The following is a 20,880-nucleotide window of genomic DNA, read 5'->3' as shown; positions in this document are numbered from 1 at the left end:
CCGCCGGCCACCCCGTGGGCACCCGTCGCCGGCGACCAGTACAACGCCCCGTACTGGAACGACTGCACGCACCCACCGCGCAGCTGACCGCACACCATCTCCGCCGCCGGCGCACCCAACCAGCCCGCGCGCCCGCCGGCCGCGACCCAGGCGTCACGGACCACGCCCGTCACCGAGACCGCGCCCAGGGTCGGCGACGAGACCACCGTCCCGCGCTGGAAGACCTGCTCGCAGATCTGGCTCGAGCAGCTCTGCTCGGCCAGCGGGTAGCCGAGCGTTCCGGACTCCCCGCCCGTCGCTCTCCAGCGGGCGGCGATGGCGTCCCGGATCGCGAACGCACCGGTCCCGGGCGACATCGCCCAGACGCGGTACTGGAACGACTGGACGCAGCCGCCCTCCACGAGGCCGCAGGCCGTATCGCTCGTCGGGAGGCCCCAGGTGCTGCTCGCACCTCCGGCCGCCACGTAGGCCGCGTGGACGGGCGCGGACACGCGCCGCGCACCCGTCGCCAGGTTCCAGTAGATCCCGCCGTTCTGGTAGGTGCGCTCGCAGTAGCGGCCGCCGAACGTCCGGTCGACGCACGTCTCGGCCGATGTGGCCGGTCCCATGGTCCCGGCGTCACCACCCGACGCCTGGTGGGCGAAGGTGATCGGGGTCGTGGGGGTGACCTGGACGGTCGCGGACGACGCGGAGACCGACTGGACGGTGATCACGAACGCCGCACCGCCTCGGTGCCAGTGGTCGTACACCCGTACCGGCGTCCCGACCGGCAGTGCCACCTGGCCGTCGTCGTCCCATCCGCTGGCCGGCGACGGCGTCGCGTCCAGGAGGAGCGAGGTGTCGTCGCCGCTCGTCTGCTGCCGGAGGAGCACCCCTGGCTGCAGCCCCGGCCAGTTGGCGGCCGGGGTGCCCAGCCAGGCGTCGCGTCCCGCGGCCGGCCGGAACTCCAGCCAGTACTGCGTCCCCTGGGCGTTCCACAGCATGATCGCGCGCGTCCCGCCCTGCTGCGAGACCGGACTGAGGACGACCGACTTCGCCGGCGTCGTCATCTCGAACCACTCGTACCCGACGCCGAACAGACGCCGCGCCTGGGCGACGTTCAGCGAGCCCAGCTGGTCCCACGACGCCCCCATGACGTCGTAGAGGTCCCAGTAGGCGGTGCGCCCGCACTGCGTGAACTGCATGCCGTCGTACTCGTGGACGGAGGCGTCGCACTGCAGCGCGGAGGAGTGCCCGAGGCCGAAGTTGTGCCCGAGCTCGTGGGCGATGACCGAGGTCCTGACGTCGCGGACGTAGAGGGACCCGCCCCAGGTCGTGCCGCCCCCGACCGTCCCCAGTCCGTACGAGCAGCCGGCGAGGTTGCCGGGCGTGCTGCTGACGTAGAGCAGGAGGTGCCGGGCGCCGGTGCCGGTGAGACCCACCCGCGCCCGCACCTCGTCCCAGAGCGCATAGGGGTTCCTGCAGCCGGCGCTGGTGTCGATCCAGTCGTGCGATGCGGCGACGCCGATCTTGACGGCACCGTTGCTCTCCGCCTCCCAGAAGTCCGCGACCGGGCCGTTCACCACATCGACCACGTCCTGGAGCCGGGTGGCGTCGCGGGTGCCCCCCGCCGGGTTCACCATCACCACCGTCACCGAGTTGGTGAAGGGAGCTGTCGCGGGTGCCGCCGTCGGGGGCGCCGAGGGCGCTTCCAGGACCTCGGTGTCCACGACGTTCCGCGCCTCGGCGTACCCCAGCTCCCTCGAGGCGGTGTCAGCGACCTCGCGACCCACGGTCACCTCGACGGTGGCGCCCACCTGGAGGTCCTCGACGTCGTCGCTGTCCACGCGGATGGATTCGCCGTCGTCGGTGCGGACGAAGCTCAGCGGCCCTTCGTCGCCGTGCTCGGCGGCGTCGGCAGGGTCCTCGTACTCCGGCCACACCTGCGAGAACTCGCCCACGACCGTGTCACCGGTCGACACGTCCTCGTCCGCACGAGCGACGCCGGACACCGTGAAGAGCGGAAGGGCGACCGCTGTTGCCAGGGCGACGAGCAGCAACCGCGGGGCGCGACAGCGGCGGACATCGGGCACGAACGACTCCAGGGATCGGGACTCCCTGGCACATCGGCAGTCCGGGGACCGGAACGCACCGGTGCAGGCGACGCCTGGGTCAGGGGAGACGTGCCACCCGCAGCCGCCGGACCACCAGCAGGATGGCCCCGGCCAGCGAGGCCCCCGCCACCGCGACGAGGTACCCGGTGCCGCCCGAGGTGTCGGCGACCTCCCGCAGGGCGGCGTCCGACCGGTGCGCGGCACCGCGGAAGGTCGGCGCCCAGAACGTCGCCGTCCCGTCGGCGGCCACGGCCGGCGCCTCGGCGGCCTCCCCCGCGCCGGGCATCACGCCGCCGCGGGGGGCCCGCTGCGGCGCCGGTGCCGGCGTGCCCGCGGCGGCCGGCGGCGTGGGCGTGACGCTGACGACCGCGCCGGCCGCGGACACGCTCTGCACGACGACGGAGAAGTCCCCACCGGAGACCGGCACGGCCGCGCCCACCGGCAGGGCTGCGCCGAGGTCGCCGTCCCAGCCGGCCGCGGACGCCGGCGTGCCGTCGAGGAGCACCGACGTGTCGGGCAGCCCGCCCGCGCGGCGCAGCAGCACGCCGGACTCCAGCCCGAAGCGGTTGCCCGAGAGCCAGGCGTCCCGACCGGTCGCCGTCCGGTACTCCAGCCAGTAGGCCACGCCCTCGGCGTCGGTCAGCTGCAGCGCCCGCACACCGGTGCGGCCGGACAGCGGCGACAGGGTCATGGTGGTGGCGCTCCCCCGCACCGACAGCGCCTGCTGCTGCGCGGCGGGCAGGACTCCGAGCAGCGCGGCCTGGGGGGCGTTGAGCGTCCCGGTCTGCGCCCAGGAGACACCCATGACGTCGTAGTAGTCGCGGTAGGCGACGGTGCGGCAGGAGCCGCCCTCCACGGTGCCGTCGCACTGCTGGCCCGACGAGTGCCCGAGGCCGAAGTTGTGGCCGAACTCGTGCGCGATGACCGACGTCGTCGTGTCGCGGACGTAGAGCCGACCGCCCGACGACGGCGAGCTGCCGACCTCGGCCAGGGCGTAGGCGCAGTCGGAGTCGCGGGAGACGTAGAGGAGCAGGTGCTTGCCGGGGCCTGGCACGAACCCCACGCGCGCGGCGACCTCGTCCCACAGCAGGGCCGGGTTGGCGCAGCCGACGCTCGCGGGCGCCCAGTCGTGGGTGGCGGTGACGTGCAGCGAGATCATGCCGCCGCTCTGCTCCGCCCAGAACGGGGCGACACGGTCGTCCACGGCGGAGACGACCTGCCCGAGGGTGGTGCCGTCCCCGGTCGGCGCGGCGCCGGCGGGGGCCACCATCGCCACGGTCACCTCGTTGGTGACCGTCGCCTGCGTGGCGACCGGCGCGGAGGTCACCGTCGCGTCGACGACGGGCAGGGGTGCGTCGTCCCCGGGCGTCGTCCCCACGGTGAGCTCGACGCTCGAGCCCGACGGGACCCCCTCGACGCCCGCGCTGTCGACCAGCACGGGATCGCCCTCCGCGGGCTGCACCCAGCTGACCAGCCCGTCGTCAGCGTGGTCGTGCGCGGCCCCGGGCTCGGCCTCGGCCCAGGCCTGCACCAGCTGCCCCTCGAGCGTGCGGCCGGCGACCTCCTCGGCCGACGCGCCGGCACCGGGCAGCGCGAGCGGCGCCAGCACGCCGGTGAGGACGGCGGCGGCCACGGCGAGCGAGCGGGCGGGGGCGATCCGGAGAGAAGGCATCCACCGTGACATCGGCGGCGCCCGGCCCTGTCGGCACCGGATCCGCGATGTTGAGCGGAAATCCCGTCACATCGGGCTCAGGCGGAACTCCGCCCCCGCCCGCCCCGTCAGGCGAGGTGGTCGGCCCCCATCAGCCGGCGGCCGGCCTCGGTGATCGAGCCCGACAGCGACGGGTAGATCGCGAAGGTCTGGGCCAGGTCGGCCACCGTCAGCCCCTTGGTGACGGCGAGTGCGATGGGCAGCACGAGCTCCGAGGCGCCGGGCGCGACGACGACGCCACCCATGATCACGCCGGTGGAGCGCCGGGCGAACAGCTTCACGAAGCCGTCGTGCAGGTCGCCCATCTTGGCGCGGGCGTTGGTCGCCAGCGGCAGCCGCACGACGTCGATGTCGTCGTCGGAGGACAGCGACTTCTCCTGCACTCCGACGGTGGCGATCTCCGGGTGGGTGAAGACGTTGGCCGCGACGGTCTTGAGCCGGATCGGCGCGACGGCCTCGCCGAGGGCGTGCCACATGGCGATCCGGCCCTGCATGGCCGCGACCGAGGCGAGCTGGAAGACGCCGGTGACGTCACCGGCGGCGTAGATGCCGGCCACCGACGTGCGCGAGACGCGGTCGACGACTACGTGACCGGACTCGGTCACCTCGACGCCGCACCGCTCGAGGTTCAGCCCGGTGGTGTTGGGCACGGTGCCGACCGTCATCAGCGCGTGCGAGCCCTCGACCGTGCGGCCGTCGGTGAGCTCGACCAGCACGCCCTTCTCGGTCCGCTTCACCGCGGCGGCCCGCCCCCGCTCGGCGATCCGCCCGCCGCGCGACTGGAAGACCTCCTCGACGACGGCCGCCGCGTCGGAGTCCTCCCCCGGCAGCACCTGGTCGCGCGACGAGACGAGAGTGACCGGCACGCCGGCCTCCAGGTAGCCGGAGGCGAACTCGGCACCGGTGACGCCGGAGCCGACGACGACGAGGTGCTCGGGCATCTCCTCGAGGTCGTAGACGTCGCGCCAGTCGAGGATCCGCTCGCCGTCGGGCTCCGCGCCGGGCAGCACCCGGGGGTCGGCGCCGGTGGCGATGAGGACGACGTCGCTCTCCAGCTCCTCGGCCACCCGGCCGTCGGCGTCCACGACCTCGACCTTGTGGGCGGCGAGACCGCGGACCTCGTCGCTGAGCCGGCCCTGCCCCGCGACGATCCGCACGCCCTCGGCGGACAGCCGGGCGTGGATGTCGGCCGACTGCGCCATCGCCAGGCCCTTGACCCGGTGGTTGACCGAGGGCAGGTCCAGGGTGACGGTCGCGAGCTCGGCGCCCTGCAGCCCGAGGACGGCGGAGTCGCGGACCGAGGTCATCGCGCCGGCGGCGGCGATCAGCGTCTTGGAGGGGACGCAGTCGGTGAGCACGCTGGCGCCACCGATGCCGTCGCGCTCGATGACGGTGACCTCGGCACCGAGCTGCGCGGCGACCAGCGCGGCCTCGTAGCCGGCCGGTCCGCCGCCGATGATGACGATGCGGGTCATGGGGGTGCCTTCTCCGGTGCTCGACGGACGTTCGCGCGCCATTCTCCCCGGTGCGACCCCGGAGCGCTGTGACCGGCGTCCTCCGGCCTGCCGCGGTCAGTGGTTATGGTGCGGTGGATGGGCCTCTACGCCGCCTACGGGTCGAACATGGATCCCGCGCAGATGCTGCGCCGCTGCCCGTCCTCCCCGCACACCGGCACCGGCTGGATCCGCGGGTGGCGGCTGACCTTCGGCGCCGAGGACCTCGGCTGGGAGGGTGCGCTGGCGACGCTCGTGCCGGCGGAGGAGGACCCCGAGCCGCTGTCGCCGGGGGTGTTCGTCGCCCTCTACGACCTGACCGAGGCCGACGAGCGCGCGCTCGATGCCTGGGAGGGCGCCGACCTCGGGCTCTACCGGAAGCTGCACCTGCGGGTGCACACCCTGGGCGGCGACGTCGTCGCCTACGTCTACGTGCTCGACGCGTTCGAGGGCGGCCTGCCCTCCGCGCGGTACCTCGGCGCGCTGGCCGACGCCGCCGAGGCCGCCGGCGCCCCGGAGGACTACGTGATGGACCTGCGGACGCGGGACTGCCGCTCCACCGGGGTCTGACTCAGAGCGTCCGGAGGACCGCGCAGACGCGGTCCACCTCGTCGTCCCGGAGCTCGGCGAAGCACGGCAGGGTGAGGACCTGCCGCGCTCGCTGCTCGGTGACCGGCAGCGAGACACCCGCGTGCTCCGCCGCGAAGGGCTCCTGCCGGTGGTCGGGGACCGGGTAGTGGACGTCGGTCTGGATGCCCGCAGCGGTCAGCGCGGCCCGGGCGGCCTCGCGGTCCTCGGCGACGAGCACCGCGAGGTGCGCGACGTGGTCCGGTCCGGTCGCCGGCAGGACCCGCACGCCGGTGCCCTCCGCCGCCGCGACGTACCGCGCGACCACCGCGCGGCGCGCCTCGTTCCAGCCGTCGAGGTGCGGCAGCCGGACCCGCAGCAGCGCCGCCTGGAGCTCGTCGAGCCGGCTGTTGCGGCCGCCGTCCTCGGTGACCTCGTACTTCGCCGACCACCCGTACATCCGCAGCCGTCGGGCCCGCGCGGCGACGTCCTCGCGGTTCGTGGTCACCGCCCCGCCGTCGCCCAGCGCCCCCAGGTTCTTCGTCGGGTAGAAGCTGAAGGAGGCGACGTCGCCGAGGCTGCCGGCCCGGGAGCCGGGCGTGCCGGCGCCGGCGGCCTGCGCGCAGTCCTCGAGCAGCGCGATGCCGCGGGCGGCGAGCGCCTCGCGGATGCCCCGCACGTCGGCGAGCCTGCCGTAGAGGTGGGTGACGACGACGACCGCGACGTCGTCGTCCAGGACCGCCGCGACGGTCTCCGGCGTCAGCACCAGGGTGCCCGGGTCCACGTCGGCGTACCGCGGCCGCAGGCCGGCCCGGCGGATCGCCGTGGAGCTGTACATGCCGGCGTTGGCGGCGGTGACGACCACCGAGCCCGGCGCCGGTCCGAGCGCCCGCAGCGCGATCTCCAGCGCGTCGGTGCCGTTCGCGACGCCGACGCAGGACGCGACGCCGACGTACTCGGCGAACTCCCGCTCGAACGCCGCGTGCTCGGGCCCGTGGACGTACCAGCCGCTGGTGAGGACGCGGGTGGCGGCGTCCTGCAGCGGCCCGGCGAGGGCGTCGAAGCCCCGCCTCAGGTCGTTCATCGGCACGGTGGCGCCGGTGGCGCTCACGGGGTGACCGGCTCCGCGTCCTGCGGTGCGGCCAGGAACGTCCCGAGGATCTGCTGCGCGGCCAGCGCCGGGGTGAGCTCGCCGGACAGCACGGCCCGCTCCAGGTCGGGGACGGCGGCCCGCACGCCGGGGTGCTCCCGGAGCTGGTGCTCGAGGGAGTCGCGGACCAGCTGCCACGTCCAGCGCACCTGCTGGGTGCGGCGGCGCTCGTCGAACCGGCCCGAGGCCTTCATGCGGTCCTGGTGCTCGACCAGCTTCGCCCACACCTCGTCGAGCCCCTCGCCGGTGAGGCCGGCGCAGGTCAGCACGGGCACGTCCCAGGTCTCGTCGTGCCCGCGCAGCATCCGGATCGCGCCGGACAGCTCGCGGGCGGCCTTGCGGGCGACCGGCGCGTTCTCGCCGTCGGCCTTGTTGACGGCGATGACGTCGGCGATCTCGAGGATGCCGCGCTTGATCCCCTGCAGCTGGTCGCCGGTGCGGGCGAGGGTCAGGAAGAGGAACGAGTCGACCATCTCGGCGACCGCGATCTCCGACTGCCCCACGCCGACGGTCTCGACCAGGACGACGTCGTAGCCGGCCGCCTCGACGACGACCATCGACTCGCGGGTGGCCTGCGCGACGCCGCCGAGGGTGCCCGACGTCGGCGACGGGCGGATGAACGCGTCCGGGTCGACCGCCAGCCGGGCCATGCGGGTCTTGTCGCCCAGGATCGACCCGCCCGAGCGGGCCGACGACGGGTCGACGGCGAGCACCGCCACCTTCGAGCCCGCCGCGGTCAGGTCCACCCCGAGCTGGTCGATGAAGGTGGACTTGCCCACGCCGGGCACGCCGCTGATGCCGACGCGGCGCGCTCCCCCGGCGTGCGGCAGCAGCTCGACGAGCAGCTCCTGCGCCCGCTCCCGGTGGTCGGCCCGGCGGGACTCGACCAGGGTGATCGCCCGGGCGACGGCGCGCCGGTCCCCGCCGAGGACGCCGTCCGCGAGGTCGGACGGGCCCATCAGTGACCGAGTCGCTGCGCCAGCTGGCGCAGCAGGTCCTGCGCCGCCTCGGCGATGACCGTGCCGGGCAGGAAGACGGCCGCGGCGCCCATCTCCTGGAGCGTCGGGACGTCGTCGGGCGGGATGACGCCGCCGACCACGATCATCACGTCGTCGGCACCGAGCTCGGCCAGCGCCTCCTTGAGCGCCGGCACGAGGGTGAGGTGGCCGGCGGCCAGCGACGAGACGCCGACGACGTGCACGTCGGCCTCGACCGCCTGCCGGGCGACCTCCTCCGGCGTCTGGAACAGCGGGCCGACGTCGACGTCGAAGCCGAGGTCGGCGAAGGCGGTGGCGATGACCTTCTGGCCGCGGTCGTGGCCGTCCTGGCCCATCTTGGCCACGAGGATGCGGGGACGGCGTCCCTCGGCCTCCTCGAAGGCCTCGGCCATGCGGCGGGTCTCCTCCATGGGGCTGTCCTCTCCCGCCCGGCCCCCCGCGAGCGCCTCGTCGCGGTACACACCGGAGATGGTGCGCACCTGGCCGGCGTGCCGCCCGTAGACCTCCTCCAGCGCGTCGGAGATCTCCCCGACGGTGGCCTTGGCGCGCGCGGCGTCGACGGCGAGCTTGAGCAGGTTGTCGTCGAGGCCGCTCCCCCGGCGTCCCTCGGCGGCCGCGCGGGCGGCGTCGGTGAGCCGGCGCAGCGACTCCTCCACCGCCCGGCCGTCCCGTCCGGCGCGCAGCTGCTCCAGCTTGGCCTTCTGCTGCGCGAGGACGTCCTTGTTGTCGACGCGCAGCACCTCGATGGCCTCGTCGGCCTCGACCCGGTACTTGTTCACGCCGATCACCGGCTGGCGACCGGAGTCGATCCGCGCCTGGGTGCGCGCGGCGGCCTCCTCGATGCGCAGCTTCGGGATGCCGTCGTCGATGGCCTGCGCCATGCCGCCGTGCTCGGTGACCTCCTGGATGTGCGCCCACGCCTGGCGGGCGAGGTCGTAGGTCAGCTTCTCCACGTACGCCGAGCCGCCCCACGGGTCGATGACCCGCGTCGTGCCCGACTCCTGCTGGAGCAGCAGCTGGGTGTTGCGGGCGATCCGGGCGGAGAAGTCGGTGGGCAGCGCCAGCGCCTCGTCGAGGGCGTTGGTGTGCAGCGACTGGGTGTGCCCCTGCGTGGCGGCCATCGCCTCCAGGCAGGTGCGGACGACGTTGTTGTAGACGTCCTGCGCGGTCAGCGACCAGCCCGAGGTCTGCGAGTGGGTGCGCAGCGACAGCGACTTCGGGTTCTGCGCGCCCGCCTCCTTCACCAGCTTCGCCCAGAGCAACCGGCCGGCGCGGAGCTTGGCGACCTCCATGAAGAAGTTCATGCCGATGGCCCAGAAGAAGGACAGCCGCGGCGCGAACGCGTCGATGTCCAGCCCGGCGTCCTTGCCGGCCTTCACGTACTCGACGCCGTCGGCCAGCGTGTAGGCCAGCTCCAGGTCGGCCGTCGCCCCGGCCTCCTGGATGTGGTAGCCGGAGATCGAGATGGAGTTGAACCGCGGCATCTCCTGCGAGGTGAACGCGAAGATGTCGCTGATGATCTGCATCGAGGGCTTGGGCGGGTAGATGTAGGTGTTCCGCACCATGAACTCTTTGAGGATGTCGTTCTGGATGGTGCCGGTCAGCTTCGCCGGCTCCACCCCCTGCTCCTCCGCCGCGACGATGTAGAGCGCCAGCACCGGGAGGACGGCGCCGTTCATCGTCATCGAGACGCTCATCCGGTCCAGCGGGATGCCGTCGAAGAGCTGCCGCATGTCCAGGATCGAGTCGATCGCGACGCCCGCCATGCCGACGTCACCGACCACGCGGGGGTGGTCGGAGTCGTAGCCGCGGTGGGTGGGCAGGTCGAAGGCGACCGACAGGCCCTTCTGCCCGGCCGCCAGGTTGCGCCGGTAGAAGGCGTTGGACTCCGCGGCGGTCGAGAAGCCCGCGTACTGGCGGACCGTCCACGGCTGGGTCGTGTACATCGTCGGGTAGGGCCCGCGCAGGTACGGGGCGATGCCCGGGTAGGTGCCCAGGAAGTCCAGGCCGTCCAGGTCTGCGGGCGTGTAGAGCGGCGGGACGGCGATGCCCTCCGGGGTCTCCCAGGTGGCCTCGTCGACGCCGCGGCCGGTGGCCCCCTCGAACGCCTTCGCCCAGTCCTCGCCGGTGGTGCTCGCCGAGGGACGGCCCAGCTCGACCGAACCGAAGTCGGGAATCCGGCTCATCGCTCCCCCTCCCGGGGGCCAAAGTGGCCACTTTGGCCCAGCAGCTGCTCGTGCGCGGTGCGCAGGACGGACAGGGCGTCGCACCCGGCGAACACGTAGCCGTCGACGCCGTCGATCGCGAGGTCGGGCTTGCCGGCGAGCCAGACCGAGGTCGCGCCCGCCGCCCGCAGCTCCTCGGCCAGCGCCGCCGCCGACTCCGCGTAGTCCTTGTCGGTGCCGCAGATGCAGGCGACCGTCGTCCCCGCCTCGGCGAGGCCGGACGCGCCGTCCCCGGACGGCGTCTCGAGGCCACCGGCCTGGAACAGGTTGCCGGCGAACGTGGCGCGGGCCGTGTGCTTGGCGATCGGGCCGATCGTGGCGAGGTAGACCTTCGGCCGCTGGGACGCCGCGTCCGCGGCGTCGCGCAGGGCCTCGAACTCCTGCGCCGCCCGCACGCGCGGCAGCCCGCCGCCCGGCGCCGACCAGGCGTACGGCTCGCGGGCCGGGAGCTTCTCAGCCAGGTTGGGGAACTCGCTGACGCCGGTGATCGCGTCCGTGCGGGTGGCCAGGCGCCGCGCCCGCTCGTCCCAGGCGGCCGCGATCCGGTCGCGGACCAGGCCGGAGTCCAGCGCCGCCGCCAGGCCGCCGGCGCGCTCGATCTCGGTGAACCAGTCCCAGGCCGCCTGCGCCAGCTGGTCGGTCAGCGACTCCACGTACCAGGAGCCCCCGGCCGGGTCGAGGACGCGGGCCAGGTGCCCCTCCTCCACCAGCAGGCTCTGGGTGTTGCGCGCGATCCGCCGGGAGAAGGAGTCGGGCAGCCCGAGCGCGGCGTCGAACGGCTGGACGGTGACGACGTCGGCGCCGCCCACGCCCGCGGCGAAGCAGGCCACGGTCGTGCGCAGCATGTTCACCCAGGGGTCGCGCTTCGTCGTCATCACCGACGACGTGACCGCGTGCTGCCGCTGGGCCCGGGCCTCCGGGGCGGCGCCGCTGACCTCGCCGACGCGGTCCCACAGCCGCCGGGCCGCGCGCAGCGCGGCGATCGTCGTGAACTGGTCGGCGCTGGCCGCGTAGCGGAACTCCAGTTGGCCGAACGCCTCGTCCACGCCCAGGCCCGCGTCGGTCAGGGCCCGCAGGTAGGCGACGCCGGCGGCCAGCGAGCAGCCGATCTCCTCGACCACCGAGGCCCCGGCGTCGTGGAAGACGGTGGCGTCGACGACGACGCTGCGCAGCCCGGGGTGCGCCGCCGCCCGGCGCGCGACCCCGGCCAGTCCGGACAGGTCCTGCTGCTCCCCGGTCGCCGCGTGCACGGCGAGGGGGTCCAGGCCCAGGGAACCGCCCGGCGCGAGGTCGTCCCGGCCGTCCACGAGGTCGAGGAACGCCTCGGCGGCCGGCAGGCCACCGGTCACGGCCACGGGGGCGAGGTCGAGGTAGACGTCGGAGAGCACGTCGCCGAGCTTCTCCGCCGGCACCGCGCCCTCGCCGACGACGAGCCAGAGCGACGTGACGCCGTTCTCCAGGTCGGCGGCGATCGCCTCCTTCGTGACGGCGACGTCCGGGTGCGCGTGCCGCTGGCGGACGTCCCAGCCGCCGGGTACCCCGCTCTCCGGATCGGCGCCGGCCCGCGCGCCGCGGACGAACGGCGCGAGCCCCGGGACGCCGACGGCGGTGGGCAGGTCGGCGGCGTCCTCGGCCGTGTACAGGGGCGCGACGCGCACGCCCGTGGCGACGGTGCGGGTCAGCGCGTCCTCGACCGGGTCGGGCAGCTCCTCGCGCCCGGCCTTGCGCAGGACGCCGGCCACCAGCTCGCGCCACTGGTCGCGCGTGGCCGCCTCGAACTCGGCTGCGAGCGCCAGGTCGCTGGGGACCTCGTGCTCGGCCGGCACCTCGGCATCCGCCTGCGCCGGTGCGTCAGCCCGTTGGTCGGTGGAACTCATCGTCGGGTTCCCGTCTCTCCTCGGCTCGTCGGGCAGAAGTGTCCCCAGGAGCCCTCCGGCCCGTGCGAGGGGGTGCCGAATCGGCCTCCAGCGCGTGCAGCGCGGTGCGGGCCAGGAGCCGCACCCCTACCCCGATCGCCCGCTCGTCCACGTCGAAGGTGCCCCGGTGCAGGTCGAGGGGTGCGCCGCCGCCGTGGGTCCCCAGCCGGGCCAGGGCGATCGGCATGACGTCGGCGAACCAGCCGAAGTCCTCGCCGCCCATCGACTGCGGCGACAGGACGAGGTTGTCGCTGCCGACGGTCTCCATCGCGGCGTTGCGCAGCAGGGCGACCGAGCGGGGGTCGTTCACGACGGGCGGCACGCCGCGGATGTAGTCGACGTCGACCTCCGCGCCCGTCGTGGCGGCGACCCGCTCGACCATCGAGCGCATCAGCTCCTCGGCGCCCTTCCAGGCGTCGCGGTCGAGGACGCGCACGGTGCCGCGGAGCTGGCCGCGCTGCGGGATGGCGTTGGCCGCGACGCCGGCGTTGACCGCCCCCCACACCAGCGACATCCCGGCCCGCGGGTCGACCTGGCGGGACAGCAGCCCGGGCAGGTCGGTGATCAGCCGGCCGAGGGCGTCGACGAGGTCGACGGTCAGCTGCGGGCGCGCGGTGTGCCCACCGGGTCCGGTCAGCGTGACGTCCATCCGGTCGCAGGCGGCGGTGATGGCGCCCGTCCGCAGCCCGATCTTGCCCGCCGGGACCGACGGGTCGCAGTGCAGGGCGAACGCCCGGGAGGCCCCTTCCAGGACTCCGGAGGCCACCACCTCGGTGGCGCCGCCGGGCACCGTCTCCTCCGCCGGCTGGAAGACGCAGCGCACCGTGCCGGGCAGGCCGTCCATCGACGCGAGCGCGATCGCGACGCCGAGGACGACGGTGGTGTGCACGTCGTGGCCGCACGCGTGGCAGAGGCCCTCGCGGGTGGAGGCGTAGGGGACGTCCTTGAGGTCGGCCAGCGGCAGGGCGTCGATGTCGCCGCGCAGGACCACGACCGGGCCACCCGAGCCCACGTCGACGGTGAGCCCGGTCCCCGTGGGCAGCCGGCGCGGGGTGAGCCCGTGGTGGCGCAGCCGCTGCTCGAGGAAGGACGTCGTCTCGAACTCCGCGTAGCCGAGCTCGGGATGGGCGTGCAGGTGGCGGCGGGTGGCGATCAGCTGGGGCGTGTTCTTCGCGACCCACTCGTCGACCGCCGCACCGAGCTTCTCGACGACCGGGGTCATGCCGCGTGCCCTCCCGCGCAGTCGGCGGGGCCGGGCACCGGACCGGGCGGCGTGCCGGCCGGGTCCGGCGCCGGCAGGCCGTCGCGCATCTCCGTGAGCAGGCTGTCGACGACCGGCTTCAGGTCGCCACCGGACCGCAGCGCCACCGCCCGCTGCCGCTGGTAGGAGGCGCCGACGGCCAGGATCCGCTCGACGTCGGCGAGCTCGGCCTCGCAGCCGAGGCGCTTGGCCGTCGGCGCGAGCTCCTCGACGAGGTCCAGGATCGCCTGCCGGACGGGCCGGACGGTGCCCTTCTCGTCGACGACGATGTCGGCGTCGAGCCCGTAGCGGGCCGCCCGCCACTTGTTCTCCCGCAGCACCCAGCTGGCGGGCGTCGGGAGGGTGTAGCCGCGGTCGAGCTGGCCGTCGAACTGCTCGACCAGGCACTGCGACAGCGCGGCGACCGCGCCGATCTCGTCGAGGGTGGGCAGGCCGTCGCAGATGCGCAGCTCGACGGTCCCGAAGCCCGGGTGCGGGCGGATGTCCCACCAGACCTCGCGGACGCTCTCGATGGCGTTCGTGGAGATCAGCGTGCCCATGTAGCTCTCGAACTCGTCCCAGCCCGACAGCTGGTAGGGCAGGCCGGCGGTCGGCATGGACTCGAAGACCTTCGTCCGGGACGACGCGAGCCCGGTGTCGCACCCGACCCAGTACGGCGAGGACGCCGACAGGGCGAGGAAGTGCGGGACGTACTGGCACAGCGCGTTGACGATGGGGATCGCCTTCTCCGGCGACCGGACGCCCACGTGCACGTGCACCCCGAAGATCTGCAGCCGGCGGGCCAGCCACTGCATGCGCTCGACGAGCTGCAGGTAGCGCTCCTTGGGCGAGATCTGCTGCGACTGCCAGTCGGTGATCGGGTGCGTCCCGGCGCACATCAGGCCGAGCCCGCGGCGCTCGGCGGCCGCGCTCACCTCGGCCAGCGTCCCGGCGAGGTCCGCCTTGGCCTCGGAGACCGTCGTGCAGACGCCGGTGATGATCTCGATGGTCGACTGGAGCAGCTCGTGCTTGGCCTTGGGGTGCTCCTCGGCGCCCTCGGGCCGGATCTCCTCGAGGATCTCCACGGCACCGGCGGTCAGCTCACGGGTCTCCAGGTCGACGAGCTGCAGCTCCCACTCCACGCCGAGGCTGGCGCGCGACGAGGACTCGAAGGGGATCTGCACCTCGGCGAGTCTAGGAGCGATCACCGTCGGCCACCCGCCGGCGGAGCACGATCACCCGCGCCGGTGACCGGGGCACGACGGCCGTATCCCGCCTGGTCCGCCCGGTCTCTCCCCCACGTCGGAACCCACCGGCAGCCGCCAGGCGGAGAAGCCCGCCACCGGCGCTCATCCCGAGGCCCCCTCGACCACCCGCCCTGCGCCCCGCGCAGCCCGGACGGCCCGGTCCTCAGCCCCTAGGAGGTACGGCTCATGTCCACCCGTCTGCCCCGCCGCGTCCTGATCCCGCTGGCCGCCGCCGCCCTGGTGGGCGGTACCGCCGGCATCGCCGCCGCGGACCCGCCCGCCCTGAACCGCGACGCGTGCTCGGTGAGCATCGCCGCCGCGGGTGTCTGGCCCGGCACGCTCGACACCGCCCACCACCAGTACCGGCTCGTCTCGGACGCGTACGACAGCTACCTGTCCCGGCAGGCGGACTGCTCCCCCGACCTGGCCAGCCGCTGACCCGGCGTCCCGGCACCGGACGTCCCGACGCCGTCCCCCGGCGACCGGGGCGTCCGCGGCCGCGCGCCTGCGTTAGCGTCCGACCGTGAGCCAGCCGACCTCCGGAACCGATCCCGCAGCCCTCGCCGCCCTGGCGGCCGGGGAGCTGACCACCGCGCTCGGCGGACCGCACGACGTGGCCGTCGTCATGGGCTCCGGCTGGGCGCCGGCCGCCGACGCGTTCGGGCCCGCCCTCGCCTCCGTCGCGATCGGCGAGCTGCCCGGCTTCGCGGCGCCGACCGCGGTCGGGCACGGCGGCGAGGTGCGCTCGGTCCGGGTGGGCGACCGCGGGGTGCTGCTCTTCCTCGGCCGCACCCACTACTACGAGGGCCGTGGCGTCGACCCGGTCGTGCACGGCGTGCGCACCGCGGCCGCCGCCGGCGTGAAGACCGTCGTCCTCACCAACGCCGCGGGCGGGCTGGCACCCGACCACCGGGTCGGGCAGGCCGTGATCATCAGCGACCACCTGAACCTCACGGCGCGGTCGCCGCTGGTCGGCGCGAACTTCGTCGACCTCACCGACCTCTACTCGTCGCGGATCCGGGCGCTGGCCCGCGTGCTCGACCCGGCGCTCACCGAGGGCGTGTACGCGGCGCTGCCCGGTCCGCACTACGAGACGCCCGCCGAGATCCGGATGCTGCGCACCCTCGGCGCCGACCTGGTGGGCATGTCGACGGCGCTCGAGGCGATCGCGGCGCGGGCCGCGGGCCTGGAGGTGTTCGGCCTCTCGATGGTCACCAACGCCGCGGCCGGCATCACCGGCGAGAAGCTCGACCACGAGGAGGTGCTCGCGGCGGGCAAGGCGGCCGCGGGCCGGCTGGGGCAGTTCCTCGTGGAGCTGATCGGGCGGCTCCCGTGAGCGGGCTGGTCCTGCTCACCGGCGCCGCCGGCCGGATCGGCACCGTCCTGCGCGGCGGCCTGCCCGAGCGCGGCTGGGCGCTGCGCTCGCTCGACGTCGTCCCGGTGGCCGACGAGCGCCCGGGCGAGGAGCAGGTGGTGGCCGACGTGACCGACCTCGCCGCGATGGTCGACGCGACCCGCGGCGCCTCGGCGGTGGTGCACATGGCCGGCATCTCCGGCGAGTCCACCTGGCCGGCCATCTCGCACGCCAACATCGAGGGCACCTACTGCGTGCTGGAGGCCGCCCGGAGGACGGGCGTCCGCCGGGTCGTGCTGGCCAGCAGCAACCACGCGACCGGGTACACACCACGGCCGGACGGCGGGCTGCTGCGCGAGGTCGACGCCCCGCCGCGGCCGGACACGTACTACGGCGTCTCGAAGGTCGCGATGGAGGCGCTCGGCTCGCTGTACGTCGACCGCTACGGGCTCGAGGTCGTCTGCCTGCGCATCGGCAGCGCGTTCGCCGAGCCGACGACGACGCGGCAGCTGTCGACCTGGCTCTCCCCCGCCGACACCGTGTCGCTGGTGGACGCCGCGCTGCAGGCACCCGAGCCCGGGTTCTCCGTGGTGTGGGGCGTGTCGGCCAACACCCGCAACTGGTGGGACCTCACCGCCGCGCGCGCCCTGGGCTACGACCCGCGGGACGACGCCGAGGTGTACGCCGAGGCCCTGGTCGAGGCGCACGGCGAGCCCGACCTCGGCGATCCGGTGCACGCGCGGGTGGGCGGCGAGTACACGACCGCCGCCTTCGACGCCGAGAACTTCGAGCAGCCGTGACCGGGGACCTGTTCGCCACCGCCCGCGCCTGGGCCGACGCCGACCCGCACGCCGGCGACCGCGCCGAGATCGAGGCGCTGATCGAGGCCGAGAACGTCGAGCAGCTCGCTCGCCACTTCGCCGGCCCGCTGACGTTCGGCACGGCCGGCCTGCGGGGGCCGCTGCGGGCCGGGCCGTCCGGGATGAACGCTGCTGTCGTCACCCGCGCCGCGGCCGGGCTGGCGCGGTACCTGACCGACTCCGGGCACGCCGGCGGCGGCGTGGTCATCGGCTACGACGCCCGCCGCCGGTCCGACGAGTTCGCCCACGTGTCGGCGGCCGTCCTGGCCGGCGCGGGGTTCGCGGTCCAGGTGCTGCCGAAGGCGCTGCCCACGCCGGTGCTGTCCTTCGCCGTCCGGCACCTCGGCTGCGTCGCCGGCGTGATGGTGACGGCGAGCCACAACCCACCCGACGACAACGGGTACAAGGTCTACCTCGGGGACGGCGCACAGCTGGTGCCACCCGCCGACCGGCAGATCGAGGCGGCGATCGCGGCGGTCGGGCCGGCCCGCGAGGTCCCGCTGTCCGACGACTGGCTGACCCTCGGCGACGACGTCCAGGCCGACTACGTGGCCGCCGTCGTCGACGCGCTGGAGCCCGCGCGGGTGCCGGGCCGGGACGCGCTCGTCGTCGCCTACACCGCCATGCACGGGGTCGGCGCCGAGACGACCCGCGCGGTGTTCGCCGCGGCGGGGCTGGCCGAGCCGGTGAGCGTGGCCGAGCAGGACTCCCCCGACGGGCGCTTCCCGACCGTCGCCTTCCCGAACCCGGAGGAGCCCGGCGCCACCGACCTGCTCAAGGCGCTGGCCGAGCGCACCGCCGCCGACGTCGCGATCGCCGAGGACCCCGACGCCGACCGCTGCGCCGTCGTCTGCGGCGGGCGGCAGCTGACCGGTGACGAGGTCGGCGCCCTGCTGGCCGACTGGCTGCTGCGCCGGGGCGTCCGCGGCACGTACGCCTCGTCGCTGGTGAGCGGCTCTCTCATGCACGTGATCGCGGCGGCGGCGGGTCAGCCCTCGGCGGAGACCCCGACCGGCTTCAAGTGGATCATCCGCGCGGGTTCGGACGAGGCGCCGCTGGTCTTCGGCTACGAGGAGGCGCTGGGCTACGCCGTCGCGCCGTCCGTGGCCCGCGACAAGGACGGCATCTCGGCGGCCCTCGCCGTGGCGCTGCTCGCCGCCGAGCTCAAGGCCGACGGGCGGACGCTGACCGACCGGCTGGACGAGCTGGCCGCCGAGCACGGGCTGTTCGCCACCGGCCAGCTGTCGGTGCGGGTCGAGGACCTGTCGCTGATCTCGGACGCGATGGCCCGTCTGCGCGCGCAGCCGCCGTCGTCGCTGCTGGGGCGGCCGGTCGCCGTCACCGACCTCGCGCACGGGCAGCCGCCGGTGGACGCCGTCCGGCTGCTCGGCGACGGCGTGCGGGTGATCGTCCGCCCGAGCGGGACGGAGCCGAAGCTCAAGGCCTACCTGGAGACGGTCGTCCCGGTACACGAGGACGCCGGGCTGATCGCCGCCCGCGGGCGGGGCGAGGACGAGCTGGACCAGCTGCGCGCGGAGATGTCGTCGGCGCTCGGGCTCTGACACCGATCAGTTCCGCGAGCCGTTGCGGTCACACCCGCGACGGCCACGAAGGGAGGAACCGGGTGCGCAAGATCGTCGTCCACATGGGGGTGTCCCTCGACGGGTTCTTCGAGGGGCCCGACCGGGACCTCAGCTGGCACCGCATGGACGACGAAATGCTCGCGTTCATCGACGCGTACCTGGCGACCACCAGCGCGTTCCTCTTCGGACGGGTCACCCACCGGCTCATGGTCGACGCCTGGGCCACCGCGGAGCAGGACCGGGAGTTCCCCGACATCTTCCGGCGCATCCCGCGGATCGTCTTCTCCCGCACGATGGAGCAGGACGAGTGGGCCACCTCCGTGCACCGCGGGGTCGACCCGGACGAGATCCGGGCGCTCCAGCAGCAGCCGGGCGGGGACATGACCATCGGCGGCGCCGACCTGATCGCGTCCTTCCGGCAGCACGACCTCATCGACGAGTACCGGCTCTTCGTCCACCCGGTGCTGCTCGGCCGGGGGCGGCCCCTGTTCGGACCCGGGGACGCCCCTGCCGACCTGGAGCTGGTGGAGGAGCGCCGCTTCGGCTGCGGCGTGGTCCTGCTGCGCCACGCCCGCCGCCGCGGCTAGGTCAGCGTCCCGCAGGTCCGCAGGGCGGTGAGGACGAGCGTCTCGACCACGCGGACGACCTCGTCGACCTCGACCGCCTCCTCGGGCCCGTGCGCGAGGCGCACGTCGCCCGGCCCGTAGTGCAGCGTCGGGATGCCGCTGCCGGCGTAGAGCCGGAGGTCGCTGCCGTACGGGGCGCCCCGCTCCCGCGGTGCCGGCCCGCCGGTGACGTCGGCGTGCGCGGTCGCCACCACCCCGGCGAGGGGATGGCCCACGGGCAGGGAGCCGCCGGCGAACTGCCCGCCGGACCAGGTGACGACGGGCGGGTGGTCGCGCAGGTACGGGTCGGCCTCGGCCACCACGCCGACCCAGTACTCGAGCTCCGCCCGGGCGGCGGCCGGGTCCTCGTCGATGCGCAGGCCCAGCCGGCCCTCGGCGACGAGCCGGTCGGGCACGCTGCTCGACCAGTCGCCGGCCTGGACGCGGCCGATGACCAGCGGGTACGGGGTCGGGTACTCGCGCATGAGCGGCTCGACGATGCGGTTGCGCTCGGCCTGCAGCGACTGCAGCCCCATGTGCAGCCGGACGTAGGAGTCGATCGCGCTGGAGCCGGCGTACGGCGTCGCCGCGTGGGTGGCCGCGCCCGGGACCTCGAGGGTGAACGTCAGCGCGCCGGCGGCACCGGTGACCAGCGTGCCGCTGGTCGGCTCGGTGATGACGCAGGCCTCGCCGGTGTGGCCGCGCCGGAGGGTCCCGAACGCCCCCAGGCCGCCGTCCTCCTCGCCGATGACCAGGTGCAGCGCCAGACCCCCGCGCAGGCGCACGCCGGACTCCCGGATGGCGCGGACGGCGGCCAGGTTGGCCACGACACCGGCCTTCATGTCGCAGGCGCCGCGGGCGTGGATCCGCCCGTCGCGCAGCGTCGGCTCGAACGGCGCCGTCCGCCAGTGCGCGAGGTCGCCCGGCGGGACGACGTCCACGTGCCCCTGCAGGACCAGCGCCGGGACCCGCGACTCCCCCGCCCGGGTGCCGACCAGTCCCCAGGCCTCCGAGCGCGGCGCCTCCGTGCCGGGGAACCCGTCGGCGGCGGTGAGCTCGTCGAGGTCCATGGCCCACAGGTCGACGTCGAGACCGAGCGACTGCACGTCCTTGGCCAGCCGGTGCTGGACGTCGCACTCGGCGTCGGTGCCGCTGATGCTGGGCACCGCGAGCAGGTCGACCAGGGACGACACGATCGACGGGCGGTCGATCGCGGCGAGGGCCCGCTCCTCGGCGCGGGTCAGCTCGGGCATGGGGCGACTCCTGGGCTTGGTGGGTACCGGCACCGTAGGACCACGCCAGTGCGCGGGACCATTGCGAAACGCGGCGCCGTGACGCGGGTTCATTGCGTTCACCCGCCCGAAACGCAATCATCCGGCGTGGCCTCTCCTGACGAACTGGACCACCGGATCCTCCGCGCCCTGCTGCGCGACGGCCGCCGCTCCTACGCCGACATCGGCGACGAGGTGGGCCTGTCCGCGTCGGCCGCCAAGCGCCGGGTCGACCGGCTGGTCCGCGACGGGGCCATCCGCGGGTTCACCGCCGTCGTCGAACCGCACGCCATGGGCTGGGAGATCGAGGCCGTCGTCCAGCTGTACACGAACGGGACCGTGCCGTTCGCGACGATGCGCGCCGACCTGGACGAGGTGCCGGAGGTCGTGGAGGCCTTCACCGTCGCCGGGGCGGCGGACGCCATGCTGCGCGTGGTGGCCGGCGACGTCCCGCACTTGGAGCGCGTGATCAGCCGGCTGCGCGGCCTCGCGTACGTGCAGCAGACCGACACCACCATGCTGCTGTCGGTGATGGTGCGCCGTCCGAACGTGCCGCAGACGGCCTGA

17 protein-coding genes are annotated in these 20,880 nt (G+C 74.6%); 7 read left to right on the top strand and 10 right to left on the bottom strand.

Annotated features, from left to right (window positions below; all coding sequences use genetic code 11):
• The 3 genes from ACI78T_RS20015 to ACI78T_RS20005 all read right to left on the bottom strand — a co-directional run.
• Positions 1-1,961 (bottom strand): reprolysin-like metallopeptidase (locus tag ACI78T_RS20015; RefSeq protein WP_456559888.1); only part of this gene is annotated, 1,961 nt, incomplete at its 3' end.
• A gap of 190 nt (positions 1,962-2,151) precedes the next feature.
• A complete protein-coding gene (locus ACI78T_RS20010; RefSeq protein ID WP_456559887.1) occupies positions 2,152-3,765 on the bottom strand; it encodes a reprolysin-like metallopeptidase in 1,614 nt (537 codons plus the stop codon).
• 107 nt (positions 3,766-3,872) lie between these two features.
• On the bottom strand, positions 3,873-5,279 hold the full coding sequence (locus ACI78T_RS20005; RefSeq protein ID WP_456559886.1) for an NAD(P)H-quinone dehydrogenase: 1,407 nt from the start codon (positions 5,277-5,279) through the stop codon (positions 3,873-3,875).
• A 117-nt stretch (positions 5,280-5,396) separates the two neighbouring features.
• Here ACI78T_RS20005 and ACI78T_RS20000 point away from each other — a divergent pair, with 117 nt between their 5' ends.
• Entirely contained in the window at positions 5,397-5,867 is a 471-nt protein-coding gene (locus tag ACI78T_RS20000; protein ID WP_456559885.1) for a gamma-glutamylcyclotransferase family protein, read from the top strand.
• A gap of 1 nt (position 5,868) precedes the next feature.
• Here the strand turns inward: ACI78T_RS20000 and ACI78T_RS19995 are convergent, their stop codons facing one another.
• The 6 genes from ACI78T_RS19995 to ACI78T_RS19970 are packed head-to-tail and all read right to left on the bottom strand — an operon-like array spanning position 5,869 to position 14,577.
• Complete coding sequence (locus ACI78T_RS19995; RefSeq protein WP_456559884.1) at positions 5,869-6,975, bottom strand: DegT/DnrJ/EryC1/StrS family aminotransferase; 1,107 nt, start codon at positions 6,973-6,975, stop codon at positions 5,869-5,871.
• Positions 6,972-7,973 (bottom strand): methylmalonyl Co-A mutase-associated GTPase MeaB, encoded by a 1,002-nt coding sequence (meaB, locus tag ACI78T_RS19990; RefSeq protein WP_456559883.1) that lies wholly within the window; start codon positions 7,971-7,973, stop codon positions 6,972-6,974. Before meaB ends, ACI78T_RS19995 begins: the two co-directional genes overlap by 4 nt.
• On the bottom strand, positions 7,973-10,198 hold the full coding sequence (gene scpA / locus ACI78T_RS19985) for a methylmalonyl-CoA mutase (RefSeq protein WP_456559882.1): 2,226 nt from the start codon (positions 10,196-10,198) through the stop codon (positions 7,973-7,975). Before scpA ends, meaB begins: the two co-directional genes overlap by 1 nt.
• Positions 10,195-12,114, bottom strand: a complete 1,920-nt coding sequence (locus tag ACI78T_RS19980; RefSeq protein WP_456559881.1) for a methylmalonyl-CoA mutase subunit beta — start codon at positions 12,112-12,114, stop codon at positions 10,195-10,197. The genes scpA and ACI78T_RS19980 overlap by 4 nt, the downstream gene beginning before the upstream one ends.
• The gene (locus ACI78T_RS19975) at positions 12,089-13,375 is read right to left on the bottom strand and encodes an amidohydrolase (protein WP_456559880.1); all 1,287 of its coding nucleotides are present in this window, start codon (positions 13,373-13,375) and stop codon (positions 12,089-12,091) included. Before ACI78T_RS19975 ends, ACI78T_RS19980 begins: the two co-directional genes overlap by 26 nt.
• Positions 13,372-14,577, bottom strand: a complete 1,206-nt coding sequence (locus ACI78T_RS19970) for a glutamate--cysteine ligase (RefSeq protein ID WP_456559879.1) — start codon at positions 14,575-14,577, stop codon at positions 13,372-13,374. The genes ACI78T_RS19975 and ACI78T_RS19970 overlap by 4 nt, the downstream gene beginning before the upstream one ends.
• Positions 14,578-14,826: 249 nt before the next feature.
• Here ACI78T_RS19970 and ACI78T_RS19965 point away from each other — a divergent pair, with 249 nt between their 5' ends.
• The 5 genes from ACI78T_RS19965 (at position 14,827) to ACI78T_RS19945 (ending at position 19,024) form a co-directional block, all read left to right on the top strand.
• Positions 14,827-15,078, top strand: coding sequence for a hypothetical protein (locus ACI78T_RS19965; RefSeq protein WP_456559878.1), 252 nt, complete (start codon positions 14,827-14,829; stop codon positions 15,076-15,078).
• A gap of 85 nt (positions 15,079-15,163) precedes the next feature.
• A complete protein-coding gene (locus ACI78T_RS19960) occupies positions 15,164-15,976 on the top strand; it encodes a purine-nucleoside phosphorylase (protein WP_456559877.1) in 813 nt (270 codons plus the stop codon).
• Complete coding sequence (locus ACI78T_RS19955) at positions 15,973-16,794, top strand: NAD-dependent epimerase/dehydratase family protein (RefSeq protein WP_456559876.1); 822 nt, start codon at positions 15,973-15,975, stop codon at positions 16,792-16,794. The genes ACI78T_RS19960 and ACI78T_RS19955 overlap by 4 nt, the downstream gene beginning before the upstream one ends.
• Positions 16,791-18,416, top strand: a complete 1,626-nt coding sequence (locus ACI78T_RS19950) for a phospho-sugar mutase (protein ID WP_456559875.1) — start codon at positions 16,791-16,793, stop codon at positions 18,414-18,416. The genes ACI78T_RS19955 and ACI78T_RS19950 overlap by 4 nt, the downstream gene beginning before the upstream one ends.
• A 62-nt stretch (positions 18,417-18,478) precedes the next feature.
• Positions 18,479-19,024 (top strand): dihydrofolate reductase family protein, encoded by a 546-nt coding sequence (locus ACI78T_RS19945; protein ID WP_456559874.1) that lies wholly within the window; start codon positions 18,479-18,481, stop codon positions 19,022-19,024.
• On the opposite strand, the gene ACI78T_RS19940 is transcribed toward ACI78T_RS19945, so the two are convergent.
• Positions 19,021-20,295: an ArgE/DapE family deacylase gene (locus ACI78T_RS19940; RefSeq protein WP_456559873.1), complete on the bottom strand. Its 1,275-nt coding sequence runs from the start codon at positions 20,293-20,295 to the stop codon at positions 19,021-19,023. The genes ACI78T_RS19945 and ACI78T_RS19940 overlap by 4 nt on opposite strands.
• A gap of 126 nt (positions 20,296-20,421) precedes the next feature.
• Here ACI78T_RS19940 and ACI78T_RS19935 point away from each other — a divergent pair, with 126 nt between their 5' ends.
• Complete coding sequence (locus ACI78T_RS19935) at positions 20,422-20,880, top strand: Lrp/AsnC family transcriptional regulator (protein ID WP_456559872.1); 459 nt, start codon at positions 20,422-20,424, stop codon at positions 20,878-20,880.

This window comes from Blastococcus sp. SYSU D00922 (genome assembly GCF_054050495.1).
Note: the sequence above shows the minus strand (reverse complement) of the source record. Positions and strands in the feature narration are given on the sequence as shown.

Bases quoted from the DNA above. Each gene is read 5' to 3' on its own strand.
- ACI78T_RS19980 (WP_456559881.1), bottom strand. From the start codon at position 12,114: ATGAGTTCCACCGACCAACGGGCTGACGCACCGGCGCAGGCGGATGCC.
- meaB (WP_456559883.1), bottom strand. From the start codon at position 7,973: ATGGGCCCGTCCGACCTCGCGGACGGCGTCCTCGGCGGGGACCGGCGC.
- ACI78T_RS19975 (WP_456559880.1), bottom strand. From the start codon at position 13,375: ATGACCCCGGTCGTCGAGAAGCTCGGTGCGGCGGTCGACGAGTGGGTC.
- scpA (WP_456559882.1), bottom strand. From the start codon at position 10,198: ATGAGCCGGATTCCCGACTTCGGTTCGGTCGAGCTGGGCCGTCCCTCG.
- ACI78T_RS20000 (WP_456559885.1), top strand. From the start codon at position 5,397: ATGGGCCTCTACGCCGCCTACGGGTCGAACATGGATCCCGCGCAGATG.
- ACI78T_RS20010 (WP_456559887.1), bottom strand. From the start codon at position 3,765: ATGCCTTCTCTCCGGATCGCCCCCGCCCGCTCGCTCGCCGTGGCCGCC.
- ACI78T_RS20005 (WP_456559886.1), bottom strand. From the start codon at position 5,279: ATGACCCGCATCGTCATCATCGGCGGCGGACCGGCCGGCTACGAGGCC.
- ACI78T_RS19965 (WP_456559878.1), top strand. From the start codon at position 14,827: ATGTCCACCCGTCTGCCCCGCCGCGTCCTGATCCCGCTGGCCGCCGCC.
- ACI78T_RS19940 (WP_456559873.1), bottom strand. From the start codon at position 20,295: ATGCCCGAGCTGACCCGCGCCGAGGAGCGGGCCCTCGCCGCGATCGAC.